At 41.6% G+C, this 19,442-nt stretch carries 21 protein-coding genes; 5 read left to right on the plus strand and 16 right to left on the minus strand.

What is annotated here, in order from left to right; all coding sequences use genetic code 11:
- The first annotated feature begins 7 nt into the window (after positions 1 to 7).
- Positions 8 to 655, plus strand: coding sequence for an acetoin utilization AcuB family protein (locus JOD17_RS04635; RefSeq protein WP_204695903.1), 648 nt, complete (start codon positions 8 to 10; stop codon positions 653 to 655).
- Entirely contained in the window at positions 648 to 1,814 is a 1,167-nt protein-coding gene (locus JOD17_RS04640; RefSeq protein WP_204695904.1) for an acetoin utilization protein AcuC, read from the plus strand. The genes JOD17_RS04635 and JOD17_RS04640 overlap by 8 nt, the downstream gene beginning before the upstream one ends.
- 24 nt (positions 1,815 to 1,838) lie before the next feature.
- Here JOD17_RS04640 and JOD17_RS04645 read toward each other — a convergent pair whose 3' ends face one another.
- Genes JOD17_RS04645 through ccpA form a run of 3 tightly spaced genes read right to left on the minus strand, consistent with a single transcriptional unit; the run spans position 1,839 to position 4,400 of the window.
- Positions 1,839 to 2,561 carry an OmpA family protein gene (locus JOD17_RS04645; RefSeq protein WP_204695905.1) on the minus strand — a complete coding sequence of 241 codons (723 nt, stop codon included), beginning with the start codon at positions 2,559 to 2,561 and terminating at the stop codon, positions 1,839 to 1,841.
- Entirely contained in the window at positions 2,551 to 3,369 is an 819-nt protein-coding gene (gene motP, locus JOD17_RS04650) for a flagellar motor protein MotP (protein ID WP_204695906.1), read from the minus strand. Before motP ends, JOD17_RS04645 begins: the two co-directional genes overlap by 11 nt.
- 29 nt (positions 3,370 to 3,398) lie before the next feature.
- The gene (gene ccpA, locus JOD17_RS04655) at positions 3,399 to 4,400 is read right to left on the minus strand and encodes a catabolite control protein A (RefSeq protein ID WP_204695907.1); all 1,002 of its coding nucleotides are present in this window, start codon (positions 4,398 to 4,400) and stop codon (positions 3,399 to 3,401) included.
- Positions 4,401 to 4,723: 323 nt separating this feature from the next.
- Between ccpA and JOD17_RS04660 the strand changes: the two genes are divergently transcribed.
- Positions 4,724 to 4,984: a hypothetical protein gene (locus tag JOD17_RS04660; protein WP_042421029.1), complete on the plus strand. Its 261-nt coding sequence runs from the start codon at positions 4,724 to 4,726 to the stop codon at positions 4,982 to 4,984.
- 60 nt (positions 4,985 to 5,044) lie between these two features.
- Here JOD17_RS04660 and JOD17_RS04665 read toward each other — a convergent pair whose 3' ends face one another.
- From JOD17_RS04665 to JOD17_RS04710, 10 genes are all read right to left on the minus strand, one after another.
- Complete coding sequence (locus tag JOD17_RS04665; RefSeq protein WP_042421028.1) at positions 5,045 to 6,142, minus strand: bifunctional 3-deoxy-7-phosphoheptulonate synthase/chorismate mutase; 1,098 nt, start codon at positions 6,140 to 6,142, stop codon at positions 5,045 to 5,047.
- A 202-nt stretch (positions 6,143 to 6,344) separates the two neighbouring features.
- The gene (gene ytxJ / locus JOD17_RS04670) at positions 6,345 to 6,671 is read right to left on the minus strand and encodes a bacillithiol system redox-active protein YtxJ (protein WP_042359692.1); all 327 of its coding nucleotides are present in this window, start codon (positions 6,669 to 6,671) and stop codon (positions 6,345 to 6,347) included.
- 13 nt (positions 6,672 to 6,684) lie between these two features.
- Complete coding sequence (locus JOD17_RS04675) at positions 6,685 to 7,116, minus strand: YtxH domain-containing protein (RefSeq protein WP_042421026.1); 432 nt, start codon at positions 7,114 to 7,116, stop codon at positions 6,685 to 6,687.
- 34 nt (positions 7,117 to 7,150) lie between these two features.
- Positions 7,151 to 7,564, minus strand: a complete 414-nt coding sequence (locus JOD17_RS04680; RefSeq protein ID WP_042359693.1) for a DUF948 domain-containing protein — start codon at positions 7,562 to 7,564, stop codon at positions 7,151 to 7,153.
- Between the two features lie 110 nt (positions 7,565 to 7,674).
- Positions 7,675 to 8,982, minus strand: a complete 1,308-nt coding sequence (gene murC / locus JOD17_RS04685; RefSeq protein ID WP_204695908.1) for a UDP-N-acetylmuramate--L-alanine ligase — start codon at positions 8,980 to 8,982, stop codon at positions 7,675 to 7,677.
- Between the two features lie 209 nt (positions 8,983 to 9,191).
- Entirely contained in the window at positions 9,192 to 10,292 is a 1,101-nt protein-coding gene (locus JOD17_RS04690; RefSeq protein WP_204695909.1) for a nicotinate phosphoribosyltransferase, read from the minus strand.
- 104 nt (positions 10,293 to 10,396) lie between these two features.
- Entirely contained in the window at positions 10,397 to 13,618 is a 3,222-nt protein-coding gene (locus JOD17_RS04695) for a DNA translocase FtsK (RefSeq protein WP_239575220.1), read from the minus strand.
- Between the two features lie 170 nt (positions 13,619 to 13,788).
- Positions 13,789 to 14,409 carry a YtpR family tRNA-binding protein gene (gene ytpR / locus JOD17_RS04700; protein ID WP_204695910.1) on the minus strand — a complete coding sequence of 207 codons (621 nt, stop codon included), beginning with the start codon at positions 14,407 to 14,409 and terminating at the stop codon, positions 13,789 to 13,791.
- Positions 14,410 to 14,422: 13 nt separating this feature from the next.
- Positions 14,423 to 15,220: a DUF1444 family protein gene (locus tag JOD17_RS04705; RefSeq protein WP_204695911.1), complete on the minus strand. Its 798-nt coding sequence runs from the start codon at positions 15,218 to 15,220 to the stop codon at positions 14,423 to 14,425.
- Positions 15,221 to 15,237: 17 nt separating this feature from the next.
- Positions 15,238 to 15,558, minus strand: coding sequence for a thioredoxin family protein (locus JOD17_RS04710; protein ID WP_204695912.1), 321 nt, complete (start codon positions 15,556 to 15,558; stop codon positions 15,238 to 15,240).
- A 126-nt stretch (positions 15,559 to 15,684) separates the two neighbouring features.
- Between JOD17_RS04710 and JOD17_RS04715 the strand changes: the two genes are divergently transcribed.
- Positions 15,685 to 16,131, plus strand: a complete 447-nt coding sequence (locus JOD17_RS04715) for a YtoQ family protein (RefSeq protein ID WP_204695913.1) — start codon at positions 15,685 to 15,687, stop codon at positions 16,129 to 16,131.
- Here JOD17_RS04715 and JOD17_RS04720 read toward each other — a convergent pair whose 3' ends face one another.
- Positions 16,132 to 17,205, minus strand: coding sequence for a M42 family metallopeptidase (locus tag JOD17_RS04720; protein WP_204696082.1), 1,074 nt, complete (start codon positions 17,203 to 17,205; stop codon positions 16,132 to 16,134).
- 160 nt (positions 17,206 to 17,365) lie between these two features.
- Here JOD17_RS04720 and JOD17_RS04725 point away from each other — a divergent pair, with 160 nt between their 5' ends.
- The gene (locus JOD17_RS04725; RefSeq protein ID WP_042359699.1) at positions 17,366 to 17,674 is read left to right on the plus strand and encodes a PepSY domain-containing protein; all 309 of its coding nucleotides are present in this window, start codon (positions 17,366 to 17,368) and stop codon (positions 17,672 to 17,674) included.
- Between the two features lie 38 nt (positions 17,675 to 17,712).
- Here the strand turns inward: JOD17_RS04725 and trmB are convergent, their stop codons facing one another.
- Positions 17,713 to 18,357, minus strand: a complete 645-nt coding sequence (gene trmB, locus JOD17_RS04730; protein WP_204695914.1) for a tRNA (guanosine(46)-N7)-methyltransferase TrmB — start codon at positions 18,355 to 18,357, stop codon at positions 17,713 to 17,715.
- A gap of 53 nt (positions 18,358 to 18,410) precedes the next feature.
- Positions 18,411 to 19,250, minus strand: a complete 840-nt coding sequence (locus tag JOD17_RS04735) for a phosphotransferase family protein (protein ID WP_420827925.1) — start codon at positions 19,248 to 19,250, stop codon at positions 18,411 to 18,413.
- Between the last annotated feature and the right edge of the window lie 192 nt (positions 19,251 to 19,442).

Below are 19,442 nucleotides of genomic sequence, written 5' to 3' on the forward strand. Positions count from 1 at the left end.
GATCGACGTGCTAGTTGAGGATATGATGAGAAAACCGATTCATACGCTACAAGAGACGAACTCGATTGAAGACGCTGTGAAGATGATGGAACGTGAACGAATTCGTCATATTCCAATCGTCAATCAATCCTATGAACTAATCGGAATTATTTCGGATCGAGATATTCGCGACAGTAAGCACTCCATCTTTCTTCGAGAACAGTCGGATGAACTTCTTTCAAGACCTCTTCACAACATTATGAAGCGCGATGTGTTTACCGCACATCCCCTTGATTTTGTTGAAGATATCGCGAGTATGTTAAGCGAACAACAAATTAGTGCTGCACCTGTAACCGTCCAAAAACAACTCGTTGGCATGATTACAGGTCGCGACCTGCTAGACACACTCGTTCGGTTAACCGGTGCAGATCAACCGAGCAGTCAACTTGAAATTAAAGTAAAAGATTTCAGCGGGACACTCGCTGAAGTCGCAACAATATTCCATAAATACGGGGTGAATATCACGAGTGTTCTCGTGTACCCCCATAAAGATGGGGTATCGAAAGTGTTAACATTTCGAGTTCAAATCATGGATCCAAGACCGGCCATACAAGAACTCAAAGAAAAAGGGTACGAGCTTATGAGCCCGTCGGCACCAGGGTTATTCGATGAGTAAACGCGATGCCATTTTCATTTATAATCACGAACAATTGCCGTACGAATTCTCAAAAGAACATCCGTTTAGTCCATTGCGTCAAGTACTCACCGTTGATTTACTCCGATCGTTAGGTGCCATTTCTGACGATGATATGATTCACTCGAAATCGGCAAGTGACGAACAAATTTGCTTGTTTCATGATCACTCATTTATGGAAGCGGTTAAACACGCTGGCACTGAGAGTCTTGGCAACGGAAGCTTAGAGAAGTATGGGCTCGGTACAGAAGACACACCGGTTTTTAAAGACATGCATCTTGCGGCTTCTAACCTCGTTGGTGGGACCATTCGTGCGGCACATGAAGTTATGGAAGGAAGAGTACTTCACGCAGCTCATTTAGGAGGCGGTCTGCACCACGGCTTCCGAGGGAAAGCATCAGGGTTTTGTATTTACAACGACACAGCCATTGCGATTCGCTATTTGCGTGAACGTTATGACGTGAAAGTACTCTATATCGATACGGACGCTCATCACGGGGATGGTGTGCAATGGGCGTTTTATGATGATCCGAACGTTATGACCCTATCCATTCATGAAACTGGACGTTATTTGTTCCCTGGTACTGGAGCAATTACGGAAAAGGGAAATGGTAAGGGCTACGGGTTCTCACTCAACATTCCAGTCGATGCTTTCACTGAAGATGAATCGTTTATTCATTGTTATGAAACGGCGGTACGAGAAGCTTGTCGATTCTTTAAACCAGATATAATCGTTTCACAAAACGGTGCCGATGCTCATCATTTTGATCCATTGACCCACCTATCAACAACGATGGAGACGTTTTATGCGGTTCCCCGTCTTGCCCATGAACTCGCTCATGAATATTGTGAAGGTCGTTGGGTAGCTGTCGGAGGTGGAGGATATGATTGGTGGCGCGTCGTTCCGAAAGCTTGGTCGCTCGTCTGGCTTGAGATGACGAATCAAACGTCAAAAGCTACGGGTAACTTACCTGAAGATTGGCTCGCGAAATGGCAAGATCGCGCTCTTCCAACAAAGTTGATCAATACGTGGAAAGAACCTTCTTCTATGATGCCAAACATACCGCGTAAGCTTGAGATTGAAGAGAAAAATAACAACACACTAGAAAAAGCACTATATTATATACGTGAAAACCAATAAGCATCCGCCTAGATAGGCAGATGCTTATTGGTTTTCATCAGCAGTTGTACGATCTGTAATCATGACGACAACACGCCGGTTTTTCTGCATGTTCTCTCTTGAGTCATTCGGTACAAGTGGTCTTGTATCCGCATATCCTGTCGCTCTAAAACGCCCAGGTTCAACCTTCTCACTACGTTCTGTAATGTAGCGAATAACACTACTTGCACGAGCTCCTGATAGCTCCCAGTTTGATGGATAACGATACGTTTCAATTGGACGATTATCTGTATGTCCTTCTACTTCAATATAATAATCAGGGATCCCTTTTAAGATGCTGACGATTTGATCTAGAAATGGCTTCGCTTCTGACAAGATGAGCGCTTCTCCAGAATTAAATAAGAGCTGTTCTTGCAAAATTAATGTGATACCACGATCATCTTGAATCGTTTGAATCATGTCACCAAGATCATGTTCAATCAAGTATTCATCAATATATTCTTTTACTTCAGTAAAATGGTCAACTTCCTCTTCTTCGTCAACAAGCTGTTCAATTTGCTCATCTTCAAATTCCGTAATTGAAGATAGTTCATCCATAATACTCGTTCCAGAAAATGACTCTGACAAAGCTTGGAAGCGTTGTGCATCTACATTTGATATGGAGAATAGCATGATAAAGAAGACAAGAATGATGAGCACCATATCTGAAAATGTAACGAGCCAGCCTCTTCCTTGATTGCTTTCTCCACCCTCTGATCTACGCCTCATTTACGATCGCTCCTGAGCCACTTAAGTTCTCAAATCGATGCTTTTCTTTACGCACGAATGCTTCAAGCTTCTCTTCAAGAATTTTAGGATTCTGACCAGATTGAACGCCAATAACGCCTTCAATAATAATTTCTTTTGCAAACACTTCTGCTTCGGTTTTTGCTTGAAGTTTACTTGCAAGAGGGTTAAAGAATAAGTTCGCAGCAAGTGATCCATAAAGCGTCGTTAACATCGCTAGTGCCATACTTGGTCCAAGGGCTGCTGGGTCGTTCATATCATTTAACATAATGACGAGCGCTACAATTGTACCGACCATCCCCCAAGCAGGTGCATACTCTCCTGCTTTCTCAAGCATTCTTCTGCCTTTTCGATGTCTTTCTTCAATTGCAATCACTTCAGCCATCATAATGTCTTTAATGACTTCTGGCTCAACACCATCAACAGCAAGGCCAATTCCTTTTTTTATGAACGGTTGTTCCACTTCATTCTCAATATGTAAATCTAACGATAATAATCCTTCACGTCTCGCCTTCGTTGAAAGGTCGATAAACGTTTCATTTAGCTGTTCGAGATTCATTTCGTCTCGTCTAAAACCTTCTCTTAACACAGACGGTAATCTCTTTAAATCTTCCCAAGTAAAGTTGACGAGAAGTGCAGCAAACACACCCCCAACAACGATAAAAATGGAGGCTAGCTGAATGAAAAGAACAACTCCGTCTAACCCAGTAATGGAATAAATCGCGAGCGTTACGACGACAAGCCCAGCAAGTAGACCAATAGGCGTTAGGATATCAAATTTTCTTGTCATGAATGTAGCCTCCTATTTCTTGGTGAAGATTATGCTTTTGTCGAATTTCGGTACTCTAGACGGTGCGGAAGTACGACAACTCCATCAGAAACTTCTTCTTTATTCATATACTTTGTTAAAAGTCTCATAGAGACCGCACCAATATCATACATCGGTTGTACGACTGTCGTTAATGTAGGACGTACCATCGTTGCTAGTCGAGTATTATCAAACCCTACGACCTCAACGTCTTCAGGTACGTTAATTCCTTGGTCTTGAAGACCATGAATAACACCTAGAGCCATTTCATCAGTAGCAACAAAAATTGCTGACGGACGGTTATCTTTTGAAAGAAGTTGTTGAACGGCTTCGATGGCAGAGTCGTACGTATAATCTCCGATCGCAATAAGTGATTCATCGAATTCCTTTCCTTTACTACTTAACGCATCTTTGTATCCTCTAAACTTCTGATAGCCGTTTACTGGATCTTCAAGAGAGCCCGATACCATGCCGATTCTTTCATGCCCTTTGTCGATGAGCATCATCACAGCATCTTTGGCTGCTTGTACGTAATCAATGTTTACAGATGGAAAATCTCCATCTTCATGGAACGTTGCTGCAAGGACAACTGGAACGTGCGAGCGATTTAATTGCTCAGCGTGCTCTTCAGTAATCTCTCCACCCATAAACAGAATTCCATCGACTTGCTTTTCGAGCAAGGTGTTTACGAGGTGAATTTCCTTTTCCTTGTTGTTATCCGAATTACAAAGAATAATATTATATTTGTACATCGTTGCAATGTCCTCAATCCCTCTTGCTAACTCTGAGAAAAAGATACTTGAGATGTCCGGAATAATTACACCAACAGTCGTCGTTCGTTTGCTGGCAAGCCCTCTTGCAACGGCATTCGGTCGGTATTCTAGTTTCTGAATGGCATCAAGAACTTTCGTTCTCGTTGCAGGTTTCACATTTGGGTTTCCATTCACTACGCGCGAGACGGTAGCCATTGAAACACCAGCTTCCGCTGCAACATCATAAATTGTCGTACTCAATGGTAGACCTCCTTAAATACAAGCTTTCATTTCGTTTTCATAGGATAATCATACGATAACTAATAGAGGTCTGCAAATGCTTCTTTGTTTTATATCGACAAGAGAAGACAGATGTTTAGCCCTCATTCATTACATCCACCTTCTATTATTTCCTGAAAGCCTTCCATGCAAACCTGTTAACGTATGAGAGACATGAAAACGGTCCATACTTTAAGATGTGACAATTACGAGACATTTCATCAATTTAACTGGAATCGATGCATGTCTTAACGTAAAACTGGTATGATAGAAAGTGCTTTGAAATCAAACTAGAGGTGATGGAGATGCCTCCAATTGTTCTTTGGACAGTATTTAACCCTTTAATTACATTTTTGGTTGGTTTTGTAATCGGAAATATACTTACTGATAAAAAAATTAAATGGGTCGTTGGTGTTATTTTGTTCACAGCTTTTCATCTGTTTATCGTTTTTGTAAATCGACTTGATTTTGCAGATGTTAGCACGTGGATCTACTTAATTTTATACAACATTACAGGGTTCGTCGGAATCCAGTTGGCAGCTTTTCGTAAAAAGAAATATTCGTAAGTTAACTTGGAATGACACAAAAAAAGGGAAACCATCAAAGCGATGGTTTCCCTTTTTTAACTAAATCGATGCTTTTGCTGCAACATCTTTGAGTAAGTTAGACTCCCGAAGCGTCGTTACGAACTCGTTAAATTCTGCGATATCCATTTGCTGTGCAGAATCAGATAATGCGACAGCTGGATCTGGGTGAACTTCTGCCATTACTGCGTCTGCTCCAATAGCGAGTGCTGCTTTTGCTGCTGGTAACAACAAGTCTCTTCGACCCGTTGAATGAGTAACGTCAGCAAGGACTGGTAAATGGGTTTCTTGCTTTAAGATTGGAATCGCTGAAATGTCTAACGTGTTCCGTGTCGCCGTCTCGTACGTTCGAATGCCACGTTCACAGAGCATGAGGTTCGTGTTTCCTCTTGATAACACGTATTCAGCTGCGTGAATAAACTCTGAAATCGTAGCAGATAATCCACGCTTTAATAATACTGGCTTATCCGTCATCCCAACTTCTTTAAGAAGCTCAAAGTTGTGCATATTTCTTGCACCAATTTGAATGACATCGACGTAGTCGAGTGCTGTTTCAATATCATTTGGTGAGACAATTTCACTGATCACTGCCATGTCGTATTGATCTCCGGCTTTTTTCAGGATCTTCAATCCTTCAAGACCTAAACCTTGGAAATCGTATGGAGAGGTTCTCGGCTTAAATGCGCCACCTCTAAGTAACGAGATGCCACGTTCCTTAAGTGCTTTCGCTACCGTCAACACTTGCTCTTCGCTTTCAACCGAACAAGGACCCGCGATTAGCTTCTGAACGCCGTCTCCAATTAATGTGTCTTTAACATTAACGACTGTATTCTCAGGATGTTTCTTTCTAGAAACGAGTAGTGTCTTCTGTTCGTCTTCACCCATTAGCTCAAGACTAGCTTTGAATACTTGCTTGAATAGATGTTGCAATGTGGTTGTTTCAAATGGTCCTTCATTTTCTTCGGCGATTAAATCAAGCATTTTCCGTTCACGAACCGGATCAAATCGTTTCGTACCAGCTTTGCTTTTAACTTCACCGATCTTCTTAACTAGATTGCCACGCTCATTTAAAAGTTTGAGCAATTCCATATTTTTATCGTCTAGCTTCGCGCGTAACTGATCTAATTCCTCATGACTCATGTCTAATCCTCTCCTATCTTTATCTCTTCTGTCTTTTGTGATTGTAGCCATTATAACTGATCTTTTTACTGTTGTCACGAACTTTTCTTTATTTGTTAGACGCTTTTAAGCGTTAAAGTGATAAATTGAATTTTCTCCTTTTTTTACTCTATGCAATTACGTAAAAAACGATCGTTCTAAAAGAACGATCGTTTTCTGTGCTTTATGCTCTTGCTGCATCCAGTAAAGAATCTTTTTTGATGTCGTAATGAGACTTAGACCAAACAACATCAAATTCCTTTAACAATAATGCTTGAGGTGATTCATGCTTAATACTCCATTCATCTGCAACCCAATTCGAGAGCGAACGTGAGTCTTGAACATGCAAGTAATAAACCGGAATTCCCGTGTCGTTAGCTTCGTCAAAGGCTTTTAATTCTTCAAAAGCCGCTTCACTAATCGGACACGTTGTGCTGTTTTTAAAAACAAAAACCTTCTCGTGTTGAACAAATGCTTGTTCAATCTCTTGTTCAGTCGTTACTTGTTGCATGCCAACCTCCGAATTAATTCTTAACCTTATCTTTAAGGTTCTCGACTTCTTCCTTAACTGTACCAGAAATTTCTTCACCAGAGTCTTTCAACTCATTGGATAGCTCATCTGCAAGCTCTTCAGCAGATTTCTTCGTAGAAGCGGCATCTTCTTTTAGTTGCCCTGTCGCATCTTTAATGCGATCAACGACTTGTGAAGATTGGTCAGAAACCGTCTTAGCTACATTTTGTGTTTTGTCAATCGCAGCGTTTGCAAACTCACTGCTCTTTTCGTAAGCTGCATTCGTAAACTCGTACGTTTTGTCTTTTGCAGTTGATGCACCTTCACTAATGTCTCCACGAAGTTCTTTACCTGACTTTGGAGCGAATAGCAATGCTGCAGAAGCCCCTACGATACCACCGATAAGCGTTCCAATTAAAAAGTCTTTCGTATTCATATCACTCATGTTAAAGTCCTCCTCAGTTCATAATTAGTCGTTCTTACGATTGTTTACGTTTTTGCCATTTTGCATACAAGTCGATTGCCGCATTTCCCCACTGTACAAATTGTGACACTTGAGGTGCTTGGCGTTCAGCTTCAACTGAAGCTCGATTCGTAATGGTTTGAAGTGAATGATTCACCTTCTCCGACATCTTGCCAAGTTCATCTGCCGTTTGGAATAAGCCATTTAATGACTCAGACTTCCCTTCAAGATCCTCAGCAAGTCGGTTGGTTGTCTTCATGAGGTGATCGACTTCGGTCGTAATACCTTGAAGCTGCTTTTCGACAGCACTGGATGTGTTGCCTAATTGTTCAACCACCCCCTGAACAGACTTAAGCGTTTTGATGATATAGAAGATTAACACGACAATTGCAATGGCTACAATTGCCACACTTATGTATACAATCGTCACCCAACTCGCCTCCTTAAAATTTTCATTCCCACGTTTTCCACTTTTAAAACCCTTATTTAAACTCGTCCAATGTATAGAGATACAGGCAGTCGACCGACTGCCTGTATCCATTATACTTTGTTTGAGAATTGTGCTTCGTAACGTTTTTGGTACTTAGACACATCTCCAGCACCCATAAATAAGAGTACACTATCTTCGTGTTTCGTATGGGAAAGAATATCATTTTCTTTCAGGAGTTGAGCATTTTCAATTCGTTGTTGTAAATCTTCAACAGTAAGCTGCCCTTGCTTTTCTCTCGTTGAACCAAAGATGTCACATAAATATACATGATCTGCTTCTGAAAGTGAATCAGCAAAATCTTGAAGAAAGGCAAAAGTACGTGTAAACGTATGCGGTTGGAAAATCGCGACAATGTCTTTGTTCGGGTACTTCGCTTTTGCTGACTCAATCGTTGCTCGAATCTCAGTAGGATGATGCGCATAGTCATCAATCAATACTTGTGAGCCCCACTTTTTCTCAGTGAAACGACGCTTTACGCCTGGGAACGTAGCGAGTTGATCTTTCATAACAGACACTGGTGTCTCTTCATAATGACATAACGCAATAACAGCCAATGCATTTAATACGTGATGTTTCCCGTAACCTGGAATGGTGAAACGTTCAAAGAAGTCCCCACGAATGGTTACGTCAAAATGAGTACCTTTTTCATCTGTCGTAATGTTTTCGGCATTAAAGTCATGTTTTCCTTCTATTCCATAATAAACAATTGGAACAGGAGCATTTAACGCTTGAAGATATTCGTCATCGCCGCAAGCAATAATCGCTTTATTCACTTGAGATGCCATTTGATTAAATGCATCAAAAACATCTTCTACGTTCTTGAAGTAATCCGGATGATCGAAGTCAATGTTCGTCATGATTGCATAATCCGGATGATAGTTTAAGAAATGACGTCGGTATTCACAAGCTTCAAACACGAAAAACGTACTGTCTTGTTCGCCTTTACCTGTGCCATCACCGATTAAATAGGACGTTGGTCTAAACGCGCCCAAAACGTGTGATAATAAACCAGTCGTTGTTGTCTTCCCGTGTGCACCAGTCACAGCTATTGATGTGTACTTAGAAGCAAATTCACCGAGAAATGTCGGATAAGGTTGTACTTTCACACCCATCGCATTGGCTTGTTGAATCTCTTCATGATCCTCTGTATATGCCGCTGACGCAACAATCTCTTGGTTATTGTTCACATTATCTTTGTCAAAAGCTAAAATCGGAATGCCACGCTCTTCTAACGGGCGCTGGGTAAAGAAATGTTGGTCGACGTCTGAGCCTTGAACATCTTCATTCATATCGTGAAGAATTTGCGCAAGTGCGCTCATTCCCGAACCTTTTATACCGATAAAGTGGTAACTCGTCATTAATACGGACCTCCAAACTTGAACATCTCCATGACTTGGAGCTGTTCTACCTACGATAGGCAGTTGTCTCTTTGTGTTTGTGCGCATATTATTATAGCAAAAACCGATACAAGAACAAAATCGACCTATTTACTTACAATTCAAGAGCAAATTCATGTGATGCATTATCTTATGTAACAACTTAGAATTGGAGAGTGTCCGACCGGTCGTTAAAATGTTATGCGCTCCAACCGGGGGTTCTCTCTTAACTTCCGTCCAGCTTTCGCTTCGTGGACACCATCTAGCATTACATTGTCTCCAGTAAATCCAATCGTCTTCTCCAATAAACTACGACCAACACCATAAACATTTACAGGAACTCCTGCGCGTTCATAAGCTTCTATTCGTTTAGCAGTAAACCCACCACTAACCGTAATATTCACGTGCTTAAAACCTTCTTCATCCAACGCATCACGGAGTGCTTGAATGAGCGGACCGTTCACGCCTGTCGGATCAAAGTCACCCATCTTATGTGGGTTTCTACAGAAATACTGGTCTACCATATAATTCGACGTATCTAAACGAACAGAATGCAATTCTTTGCCAAATTCCCTCGCTACACGAAGCGCATCCGTCACCGCATCATTGTTGTAATCGACAAGCGCCATAAGCTGGTCGTCTGGGAACATTTCCTTATATGCGTGACTTGCCGCCACAACATCTCCGTGAAAAAGTTGGATAAGGGCGTGAGGCATTGTACCCATCCCTGATTTCCCCCACCATTCATTCATTGCATGAGTCGCTTGTGCTTTAGACCCACCAATAAATGCTGCATAGCCATCTCCGGCTTGTTGCGTGAAGTGATCATCACGATCTCCCATAAAAATAACAGGCTTTTGTACGCCAGATGTACGCGCTGCTTTCACAACTTCATAAACATTCGTTGCGACTGAAGTTCTTCTTGAGAAGATCCCATCAATGACCCCCTCAAGAAAACCAAAATCATGATAAGCACCTTTAATCGTTAAAACCGGTTCAAATGGTTCAATGCGATCTCCGTCTTTTAATGAATGAATTTCTAGCTTCTCTGGATGATCAGCGAACGTTTGAATAAGCGCAATGGCTTCATCCGTACCACAAAGTACGGCATGCTTCTTTTGGAAAAACTGCATCGTAACAATATTATCTGGTTTATACTTACGAATAATGTCTCTTGTTTTCAAAAAGTAAACTGCAGAAAACCAACCTTCTCCAACACGTTCATCGAACTTAAACGTTTTGTTCGTTAATCGTTGGATCTTTCCTTGCAACTTCAATTCAATTTCCTTCATGATTTCTTGTCGACTCCTCGCGAAAGATTACAGTGATATTGTGCATTATGTTCAATCATAGTAGATTGTGTCTATTTTCACAAGAGCCTGCTCTTGACTTCAATCTATTCAAAAAGTGCATGCACAACTTCCTCTGACACAAGGACTTGCCTCGGTTTCGTACCGAGCGCTTCGGATACAATTCCACGCTCTTCTAGCATATCCATTAATCGCGCTGCTCGGTTGTAACCGATATGAAAACGACGTTGAATACTTGACGTAGATGCGCTTCCTTGTCGAACGACAAAGTACGTAACTTCTTCTAATAAATCATCTTCAACAGCATTCATTGACGATTGCTTTGTGATTTCTTCTTTTGTAAACAAGTAGTTCGGCTTTTGTCTTTGTTTCCAATAATCCGCTACTCGTTCAATTTCCTCATCATCAACAAACGTTCCTTGCAATCGAACAAAACGAGAAGCACCGTTTTCACTAAACAACATATCGCCTTTTCCGATTAACCGTTCTGCCCCGCCCGCGTCTAGTATCGTGCGAGAGTCGGCCATCGATGATACAGCGAACGCAGCCCTAGTCGGGATATTCGCTTTAATCAACCCAGTAATGACATCAACCGAAGGACGTTGTGTTGCGACGAGTAAATGGATCCCACATGCTCGTGCTTTTTGAGCAATTCGACAAATGTACTCCTCCACATCTTGCGGGGAAACCATCATTAAATCTGCAAGCTCATCAATCACAATGACGAGGTAAGGAAGTTTGTCCTTCTGTTCTGCTTTGCGATTGTATCCTGAGATATCACGTACACCTGCTTTTGCAAACAGCTGATATCTTCTCTCCATCTCCTCAACGCTCCATTTTAACGTCATTGTCGCTTCTTTCGGATCAGTAACGACAGGAGCGGCTAGATGAGGGATATCTTGATAAAACGCTAATTCAACGACTTTCGGGTCAATGAGTAACAGTTTCACCTCTTCTGGTGAAGATTTATACAATAAGCTAAGCAAAATACTGTTTATACATACACTTTTCCCTGATCCAGTAGAACCTGCAATCAATCCGTGGGGCATTTTTTTGAGATCAATAACTGTGGGTTCGCCACTAATGTCTAGTCCTAAAGCTACCGCTAGTGGGCTATCGTGTTCTAGGAATGCTTTAGAATCTAGAATCTCTCTTAAGACGACCGGATTCCGATTTTGTTTAGGCACTTCAATACCGATCGCACTCTTGCCTGGGATTGGTGCTTCCATTCGCAAATCAATCGCTGCCATTGCAAGCTTCAAATCATCTGTTAAGTTCGTCACTTTCGTCACTTTTACGCCTGGAGCTGGTTGTACTTCAAAGCGAGTAACAGAAGGCCCTTCGGTAACGTCCGTCACTTTCGCATCAACGTGGAAATGTTGGAGCGTCGCTTCTAATTGCTCTTTTTGACGAATTAATTGTTCAGATGCACCTTCAGTAGCGGTTTGAACAGGCTCCACAAGAAGATCGTGAGGAGGTGGTGCAATTGGCTCCAATTCCATATCATCAATTTCGCTTAGAACAGAAGGGTTTTCAACCACTTCTTCCTTAGGCTCTTCATTTGAGAATGATTGAGGCTGCTCGTACACATCTTGTTCCTTTGTTACTTGTGAATCAACCGGTGCCGGCATCGGTTCTTGAGACGATTCCTTCGTTTCTTCACGTAACTTCTTTTGTCTTAGGTACGCCGCGCGATCCGATGGGGTCATCATTACGTTATACGGTAGCAACGATGTCGCTTCTTGATCTTCATCCGTCTCTACCTCTACGCGCTCTTCCACCTCATAGGATTGTTCTTGACCGACCAGATCAACTTCTTCAAAGTCTGAGTCGTTTGAAATGAAGTGCTCTTGGTCATCGCTTTCAAACGTCAAACGTGTGTCTGAATCAGTATCGTCACTAGCTCTTTGCTCGGGCTCATTGAGCGTCTGATCTTCAGCTTGCTCACCATCTTCACGAGTCACAGCGATAGACTCTGTTCCATCAGGGGTATTACTCTGCTCCGTCGCTTCGCCGGACAACTCCTCTTCACCATCACGGTTCTCAACAACCTGATTACCAAATTCGGCGGAATCGCTGTTGAATTGTTCATCATCAGTCTCACTTTGTGATTTTGTTTCGTCTTCTATTTCAACTGATTTAATGAAATGAGCTTCTTGCTCCATTGTTTCATTAGACAACTCTTGAACATCCTCTAGTTGATGATCTTTTTGTATAAACGCCGCGCCTGGCTGATCATCACGTAAAGCTGTCACGTCCTCTGAGTCTTCTTGATTCCCAGCTTCAGTTTCGTCATTGTATTCATCGACTTCCCGTTGACTATTTCTCGGGAAATGAACGTCGTCTTCTGGCTTTGATTCCTCATCTTGCACGAGTGGTTCAATAGAGTGATTGTCTACTTTTGCTTCTGTTTCATTATGTCTCTTTATGAAATGAGCTTCTTGTAAATCAGCTGAGCCTTGTTGTTCACTTGCAATTGAAAGATCTGCTGTCTCATCGCTTATTTCAGCTACTTCTTGCTCTGTGATCTCGTTTTCAGGCTCGGTTTGTTTGTCGTCTGCTAGTGTGACTGTGCGATAGGCTGAATCTGACAACTCACTATCTCTAGTAACCATAGCCGCTTCTTCACTCGGACGACCGGACACTGGTTCTGATATTTTCGTAGCAGCAACTTCACCCTCATGCTCTACTTGTTGATTGAGATTTTCCGCTTCAAGTCGTTCTAATGCTGCTTTATTGACACGAGCATACAATGCTTGTAAATCGTTATCGTGGCTTGAACTTTTACTCCAATCACCTGTAGGCAATACATCCTTATTCTCTTCTTCATCAACTTGTAAGTTTTTCGTTTTTTGAAAGCCATGTACTGGTGAAGGGATGTTCTGTACTGAAAAGTGAGGATTGTTAAAGTACTGGCGCCTTTCATCAAGTGATGAAGGAGGCGCCTTGCTCGTCGTTTGCTTGACGTTTTGTCTCGATTGGCGCTTTGGTCTTTCCTCTACCTTCTCTGACTTGGTCGGTCGACTCTCCGGCTCCTTTCGAGTCGGTCTTACAGGTTCAGCTCGTTTCTTCGTATCTGGTTTTTTTCCCTCATCAACATCTAGAGGGAATCGAAAGTTACCTTCTTTCGGGTATTTATGAAACACTTTTGCTCGTGATGCATCGTCGTTTCGTTTATCTTGTCTCCCGTAACTAGCACGTTCTTGTCGCTTCGGTTCAACCGTCTCTTCATCGTTTTTCTTCGGTTCATTTCCGAATAGATAGTGATTAATTGTATTCCAAACGCCGTTTTTCTTTTTCTTTGGCATTTTATCACCTGCTCATGTTTCTATAGTAGTATGTGAAATCTACTCCTATTCTACATAAGCTTGCCGTTTTTAAACACCTCCTAAGGAAAGATTTATTCCTAAATCTTGTCATTTCTAGCACAACAAAAAACCCCTCCTCAAGTAAACGTGCATTGAGAAGGGGCTTACGATTAACCGTTATGAAACTGTTTTAAGAAATCTTGACCGACTTCATAGCGGTCTGGGAGGACATAAATTCCCTTTTCTTCTTGTTCGATCGGTAAAGCTAACTCCTTGATGGAACAAATCATTCCGTTTGATTTCTCCCCACGAAGCTTTGATGCCTTAATTCTCATTCCACTTGGCATGTTAGCACCTACTTTTGCGACGACAATTTTCTGTCCTTCGTCAACGTTTCGAGCACCACAGACAATTTGCACTTGCTCACTACCAACATCTACTTGGCATACGCGCAGCTTATCTGCATCAGGATGTGGCGCAATTTCATCGACGTGCCCGACAACAAAGCTAGGCTCAGATGGTTTTGTTAATTCGTCATCAATTCCTTCTTCTTCTAGAGCTTTATTCAAATCTGTTAGTAACGCATCATCGATATACAACATCCCTGTGCCACTTGGGGACGCATAAGAACTAACATTGAAAAAATGATACCCGACCGTTTCCCCACTATTCTCGTGGTACAAACGTGCAATTTCACCTTTACGTTCGACTTGACGTTTGTCTGTATCAATTTCTTTGATCGCTAGGAGAAGTACATCACCTATACCTTGCTTATTATAAAACGCGTTCATTCGTAATCTCCCTCTACTGATCTTTTGGTTTTTTTCTCGCTAAAATAAATATCGGTTCTAGCTTTTCATCTTCGTAAGAGAATGGTAATGCCGTTACAGGAACACGACCTTCTTTAAAAAATTGGAACGTCATTTGCCCCAAAACATCATACCCTTGGTCGTTTCGAATATCTGCAACGATCAAAACGTCTTGATGTGGGATTGAAAACGCTACAGACCCTTCCATCATGCTTGCCATCTCTTTAACCCAAGCCTCATTCAGTATGCGGCTTGCGTCATAGCCGTCGTTTGAGTTTAAGAAGTAGAATCGATTACCAGCTACTTCATCTACTTTGACGTCAGTCGCTAACGAGCGTAAGTTAAACCGAGCAGCTTCTTTAATCGCTTGCTCGTCCAACTGTTCAGATTCTAGCATCCCTTCGTCAATTAATGCATACGTCTTTCCTTGATCAAGTGCATAATAAATTCTCGTCTCAGCAGTGTGAGGTTCGTGAATTAATGCTTTTTGATCTTTCGTTTCTGTTGGAAATGACGTCGAACGAATAACAGGGAATACGTGTTGCAACTTACCTTGAAGTTGCTTCTTCTCTTCCATTGCTTCAAAGGATAACGTGATAAAAGAAAACGTGTCTTCAAGTCCTGCATCACCTTTTTGGTCGTACTTTGCTTCAAGGCGTGGCAGGTCAAGATTTAAACCCGTTTGAAGCGTTGGATGCACGATTCTCACCGTGGCTTTTTCTTCATCATGTTGTACATCTAAATCGTGAAATTTTGCTTTAAGTTTACGCAACACTTTATTTGAGGTCGCCATAGAAACTCCCTTCTAACTTACTTCTCGAGGTAACGATCAATAAATGATGTTACTTCTTCTTCTGTCTTTCTTTTTTTATCTACAAAGCGATCGATTTCCTCGCCATTTTTAAAACCTACAAAGCTCGGAATTCCAAAGATATCATATTGCTGGCAAACGTCAATCAGAGCGTCTCGATCAGCATGAATAAAATCGATTTCCGGGTAATCTGCTTCAATTCTAGGCATTGCCGGATCAATAAAGTGACAATCTGGACACCAATCTGCACTAAACATCACGACAACTCGTTCTGCTTGAATCGCTTCTTCAAATGCTTGTTTATTTTCAACCTTTTTCATTGTTTCATTCCTCCAGTAATTGGTTGATGACGTTTATCACAATCGTTGAATGGGAAAATAATAAACAACGATCGTAACAAAAGACGATATAATTTAGTAAGTCATTATTTTTTTGAGGTGATCAATATGAATTTAAATGTCTACTTAGCAGGTCAAATTCACGACGATTGGCGTGAAGATGTAAAACAAAAGGCAAAGGAGAAAAATCTTCCTCTACAATTTTTTGAACCGATGACAAATCATGATCGCTCAGATGATATCGGTGAAGAGATTCTCGGCAAACAGCCAGATGCAATTTTTAAAGATGAAGCAGCTTCTGCAATAAATAATCTACGTACGAAGATTCTCATGCAAAAATCAGATGTCGTCATTGCCCTCTTCGGTGAAGATTACAAACAGTGGAATGCAGCGATGGATGTTGGAAGTGCCGTAGCACTTGGTAAGCCGGTCATTTTAATTCGTCCAAGCTCTTTGCATCACCCGGCGAAGGAAATGGCAAACCGTGCCCAGCTCGTCGTGACTGACATTGACCAAGCGCTACAGGCATTAAGTTACATCTTTGAAACGGAGTAATTATCCGTTTGAACGGATCGCTTTAACGGTGGAGCGATCTGTTTTTCTTACGAGCGTGGTAATGAGTGCTTTCGCAGCTTCGTAATCTTTCACATTTAAGATGGAAGCTCCAGTATGAATATAACGAGCACACACACCAACAACTGCTGAAGGAACACCTTCATTTGCAGTATGAACGGCTCCTGCATCCGTTCCTCCTGGAGAGATAAAGTACTGATACGGAATATTCTCGCTTTCTGCAGTATCGAGAATAAACTCTCGCATTCCTCGATGAGTAATCATTGTACGGTCATAAATGCGAAGCAAAGCACCTTCACCCATTTTTCCGAATTCGCCTTTTTTACCAGACGTGTCGTTTGCAGGAGAAGCGTCAAGGGCAAAGAAAATGTCAGGTTGAATAAGGTTCGCTGCCGTTTTCGCACCACGTAAACCGACTTCTTCTTGAACCGTTGCACCTGAATACAGGTTGTTTGGTAATGTTTCACCTTGGACTTCTTTTAACAGCTCAATGGCAAGACCTACACCATAGCGATTATCCCAAGCTTTTGCCATGATTTTATTCTCGTTAGCCATTGGTGTAAATGGGAAATCAGGAACGATGGCAAGACCTGGTCGGACGCCTAACCGCTTTGCATCTTCTTCATCGTCTGCTCCGACATCAATGTACATTTCACTAATTGGCATTGGTTTATTTCGCATTGCATCGTCAAGGAGGTGAGGCGGTGTTGAACCAACGACCCCTGGAATCTTACCGTGATCTGTAAGTACAACAACCGGTTGAGCAAGAAGAACTTGACTCCACCAGCCACCAAGCGTTTGAAAACGAATTAACCCTTCTTTTGTAATTGACGTTACCATAAAGCCAACTTCATCCATATGACCTGCAACGAGCACCTTTGGTCCGTCTTCTGGACCTTTTTTGAGACCAAATGTACTTCCTAGTCGATCTTGTACAATTTCATCGGAATATTTGTTGAGCTCCTCTTTCATAAACGCTCGTACATCATGTTCGAACCCTGGAGGCCCTGCTAGTTCAGTCAATGTTTTAAACATTTCTTTCGTTTCATGTTGCATGTTCATTCACGTCCCTTCCTCGGTCTGACAGTCGATTGTACTATTGTATCGAAGTTTTAAGGTAAATTCTAGTAAGTCCCATCTGCTATACTTGGACAAATTAGGAAAGTCACTATATACTTGTTGTATAAATTTTTTGAACAAAGGCGGTTGATTAGACATGAAGATTAAAGATCTACTCGTCGGAGTTGCTCTTGGCTTTGCGGCAGGATACGCAGTGAAAGAAGCTTGTGCAGCTAAATCGGTTTCTCCAGAAAAGGCATTAAAGCAAGTAAAAGAAAACGTCTCTCACCGCATTCCGATTAGCGGTTCATGGATTCATATGAACCCCGAACACTATGAGAAAAACGAACTTGATTACAACGTATACCGTGGCGGTCTATCAAGCACTGCTTCTGGTGAAACAAAGCAAATGGACTTTGTTGTTGATGCAAAAACAGGTACGATTTTGGAGCTTGAAAAGCAATAATAAAAATCCCTTCTACATTCGTGTAGAAGGGATTTTTATTATTGTGGAATGTATGCTTCTGTTCGAAAAATCGGTTGTCCTTTACTAGAGAACTTTTCTTCATACTCTGTTCGAACATTGTCTTCAGGTTCATCACGATGCAAGTTTACCGAAACAGTCTTCAACTGGAACCCATTTTCCGAAAAAGATTGCAGCGAGAACTCAAACAGTCCTTCATTGTCGGTTTTCAAATGAATCTCGCCATCTTTAGGAAGAAGTTGTTTATAGATTTCCAAGAAGTTTGCGTGCGTTAATCGACGTTTGGCATGACGGTTTTTAGGCCAAGGATCCATAAAATTTAAATAGATCCGGTCGATCTCACCTTCCTTGAAATAGTCTTTGGCGTCAGCAACATTTCCTAGAATGAATGCTACCTTACCTTCATGATTAATGTTTTTTTCTAAAGCTGTCACTAGTACACTTTCATATAATTCTACGCCGATATAGTGAACATCTGGGTAAATGTCTGACATGTCTCGCAAGAACTGTCCTTTACCTGTTCCGAATTCGACGTGTAATGGCTTTTTTGTTTGATCAGAGAACGCCTCTTCCCAACGTCCACGATACTGTTCTGGTTGTGGAATTACAATCGTTGGATGTGCGTTAATTTTATCTGTTGCTCCTGGTTTTTTACGCAGTCTCATGATTACATTCATCCTTTATTTTATTCATAAAAAAAGAGCGGGAATCCGCTCCTTTAATCTGTAAAGACATCTTCTGCCATCAATGACTCCAAGTATTCAACCCATTGACTTCGAAACACATCGTTGTCTTCATCACTTTCGAGCAAATAATCTAACGTATGCATCGTAATGTACCAATGCATGCGACGGAACAATGAGTCATTTAACTCAATGCCATAATCACGTAACCATTCTTCCCACGTTGCTCTTGGTACGTACCAATGCAACATAATGCTTAAATCTAAAGCTGGATCAGCAACCGATGCTCCGTCCCAATCAATGAGAAATAGCGCTTCGTTGTTTTCAACAATCCAGTTGTTATGATTTAAATCACAATGACAAACAACAAAGTTTTCGTGCTCAATGTTCGTTTTATTCTGCTCTAAATAAGCAAAAGCTTGTTGATAAATCGGAGGAACACGATGTTGTTGATAAATGGCTTTCTTCCTTAACTTCGCAAGTAACACGTCTGGAGAATGTACTTGGTTCTCAATGCGCTTTAACATTTCAAGTAATTCTTTTGACGTGTGAATTCGTCTAAGAAGTTGAGCGACTTCAGGTAGCTGCATATCCTTACTTCCAAGCTCACGGCCTTCAATGTATCGCTGTGCGGTAATCACATCACCGTTCGCTAACCGTTTCGTCCAAAGTAGCTTTGGTACAATTCCTTCGGCAGATAAAACGGCAAGAAATGGGGAGGAGTTGCATTTTAGGAACAGTTTCTGACTGCCGTCATGAGCAATAAACGCTTCACCCGTTGAACCACCAGCAGGCTCTAAGTTCCAGTTGCTGCCTAGAAGCATTTCCAACCACTTTTTCCTTTTTACTTTAGTATTGATATCGAAATGTCTCATGGCGGGGATCCTTTTAAATATTTGAGCTTGCATCTTCTCACTGCCCAGACTTTGACGTATTGATTGAACTACCGAAAAAAAGATACGCCAACAAAATCCGAATCGGTCGTGGCGCAACATATCACTTTAGCGTTCGTGCTTTTCTATTATTACGTACAGTTTTTGTCTTTTGGCTAATTAATAATCAACGTT

It is taken from the genome of Geomicrobium sediminis, from assembly GCF_016908595.1.
GTDB classification, from domain to species: Bacteria; Bacillota; Bacilli; order Bacillales; family Marinococcaceae; genus Geomicrobium_A; species Geomicrobium_A sediminis.

Excerpts from the sequence above, each read along its gene's own strand:
- JOD17_RS04695 (WP_239575220.1), bottom strand. The coding sequence starts at position 13,618 with ATGCCAAAGAAAAAGAAAAACGGCGTTTGGAATACAATTAATCACTAT.
- JOD17_RS04645 (WP_204695905.1), bottom strand. The coding sequence starts at position 2,561 with ATGAGGCGTAGATCAGAGGGTGGAGAAAGCAATCAAGGAAGAGGCTGG.
- murC (WP_204695908.1), bottom strand. The coding sequence starts at position 8,982 with ATGACGAGTTACCACTTTATCGGTATAAAAGGTTCGGGAATGAGCGCA.
- JOD17_RS04640 (WP_204695904.1), top strand. The coding sequence starts at position 648 with ATGAGTAAACGCGATGCCATTTTCATTTATAATCACGAACAATTGCCG.
- JOD17_RS04690 (WP_204695909.1), bottom strand. The coding sequence starts at position 10,292 with ATGAAGGAAATTGAATTGAAGTTGCAAGGAAAGATCCAACGATTAACG.
- ytpR (WP_204695910.1), bottom strand. The coding sequence starts at position 14,409 with ATGAACGCGTTTTATAATAAGCAAGGTATAGGTGATGTACTTCTCCTA.
- motP (WP_204695906.1), bottom strand. The coding sequence starts at position 3,369 with ATGACAAGAAAATTTGATATCCTAACGCCTATTGGTCTACTTGCTGGG.
- JOD17_RS04715 (WP_204695913.1), top strand. The coding sequence starts at position 15,685 with ATGAATTTAAATGTCTACTTAGCAGGTCAAATTCACGACGATTGGCGT.
- JOD17_RS04720 (WP_204696082.1), bottom strand. The coding sequence starts at position 17,205 with ATGCAACATGAAACGAAAGAAATGTTTAAAACATTGACTGAACTAGCA.
- JOD17_RS04710 (WP_204695912.1), bottom strand. The coding sequence starts at position 15,558 with ATGAAAAAGGTTGAAAATAAACAAGCATTTGAAGAAGCGATTCAAGCA.
- JOD17_RS04675 (WP_042421026.1), bottom strand. The coding sequence starts at position 7,116 with ATGAGTGATATGAATACGAAAGACTTTTTAATTGGAACGCTTATCGGT.
- trmB (WP_204695914.1), bottom strand. The coding sequence starts at position 18,357 with ATGAGACTGCGTAAAAAACCAGGAGCAACAGATAAAATTAACGCACAT.
- ytxJ (WP_042359692.1), bottom strand. The coding sequence starts at position 6,671 with ATGCAACAAGTAACGACTGAACAAGAGATTGAACAAGCATTTGTTCAA.
- JOD17_RS04735 (WP_420827925.1), bottom strand. The coding sequence starts at position 19,250 with ATGAGACATTTCGATATCAATACTAAAGTAAAAAGGAAAAAGTGGTTG.
- JOD17_RS04725 (WP_042359699.1), top strand. The coding sequence starts at position 17,366 with ATGAAGATTAAAGATCTACTCGTCGGAGTTGCTCTTGGCTTTGCGGCA.
- JOD17_RS04665 (WP_042421028.1), bottom strand. The coding sequence starts at position 6,142 with ATGAGTCATGAGGAATTAGATCAGTTACGCGCGAAGCTAGACGATAAA.
- JOD17_RS04705 (WP_204695911.1), bottom strand. The coding sequence starts at position 15,220 with ATGGCGACCTCAAATAAAGTGTTGCGTAAACTTAAAGCAAAATTTCAC.
- JOD17_RS04660 (WP_042421029.1), top strand. The coding sequence starts at position 4,724 with ATGCCTCCAATTGTTCTTTGGACAGTATTTAACCCTTTAATTACATTT.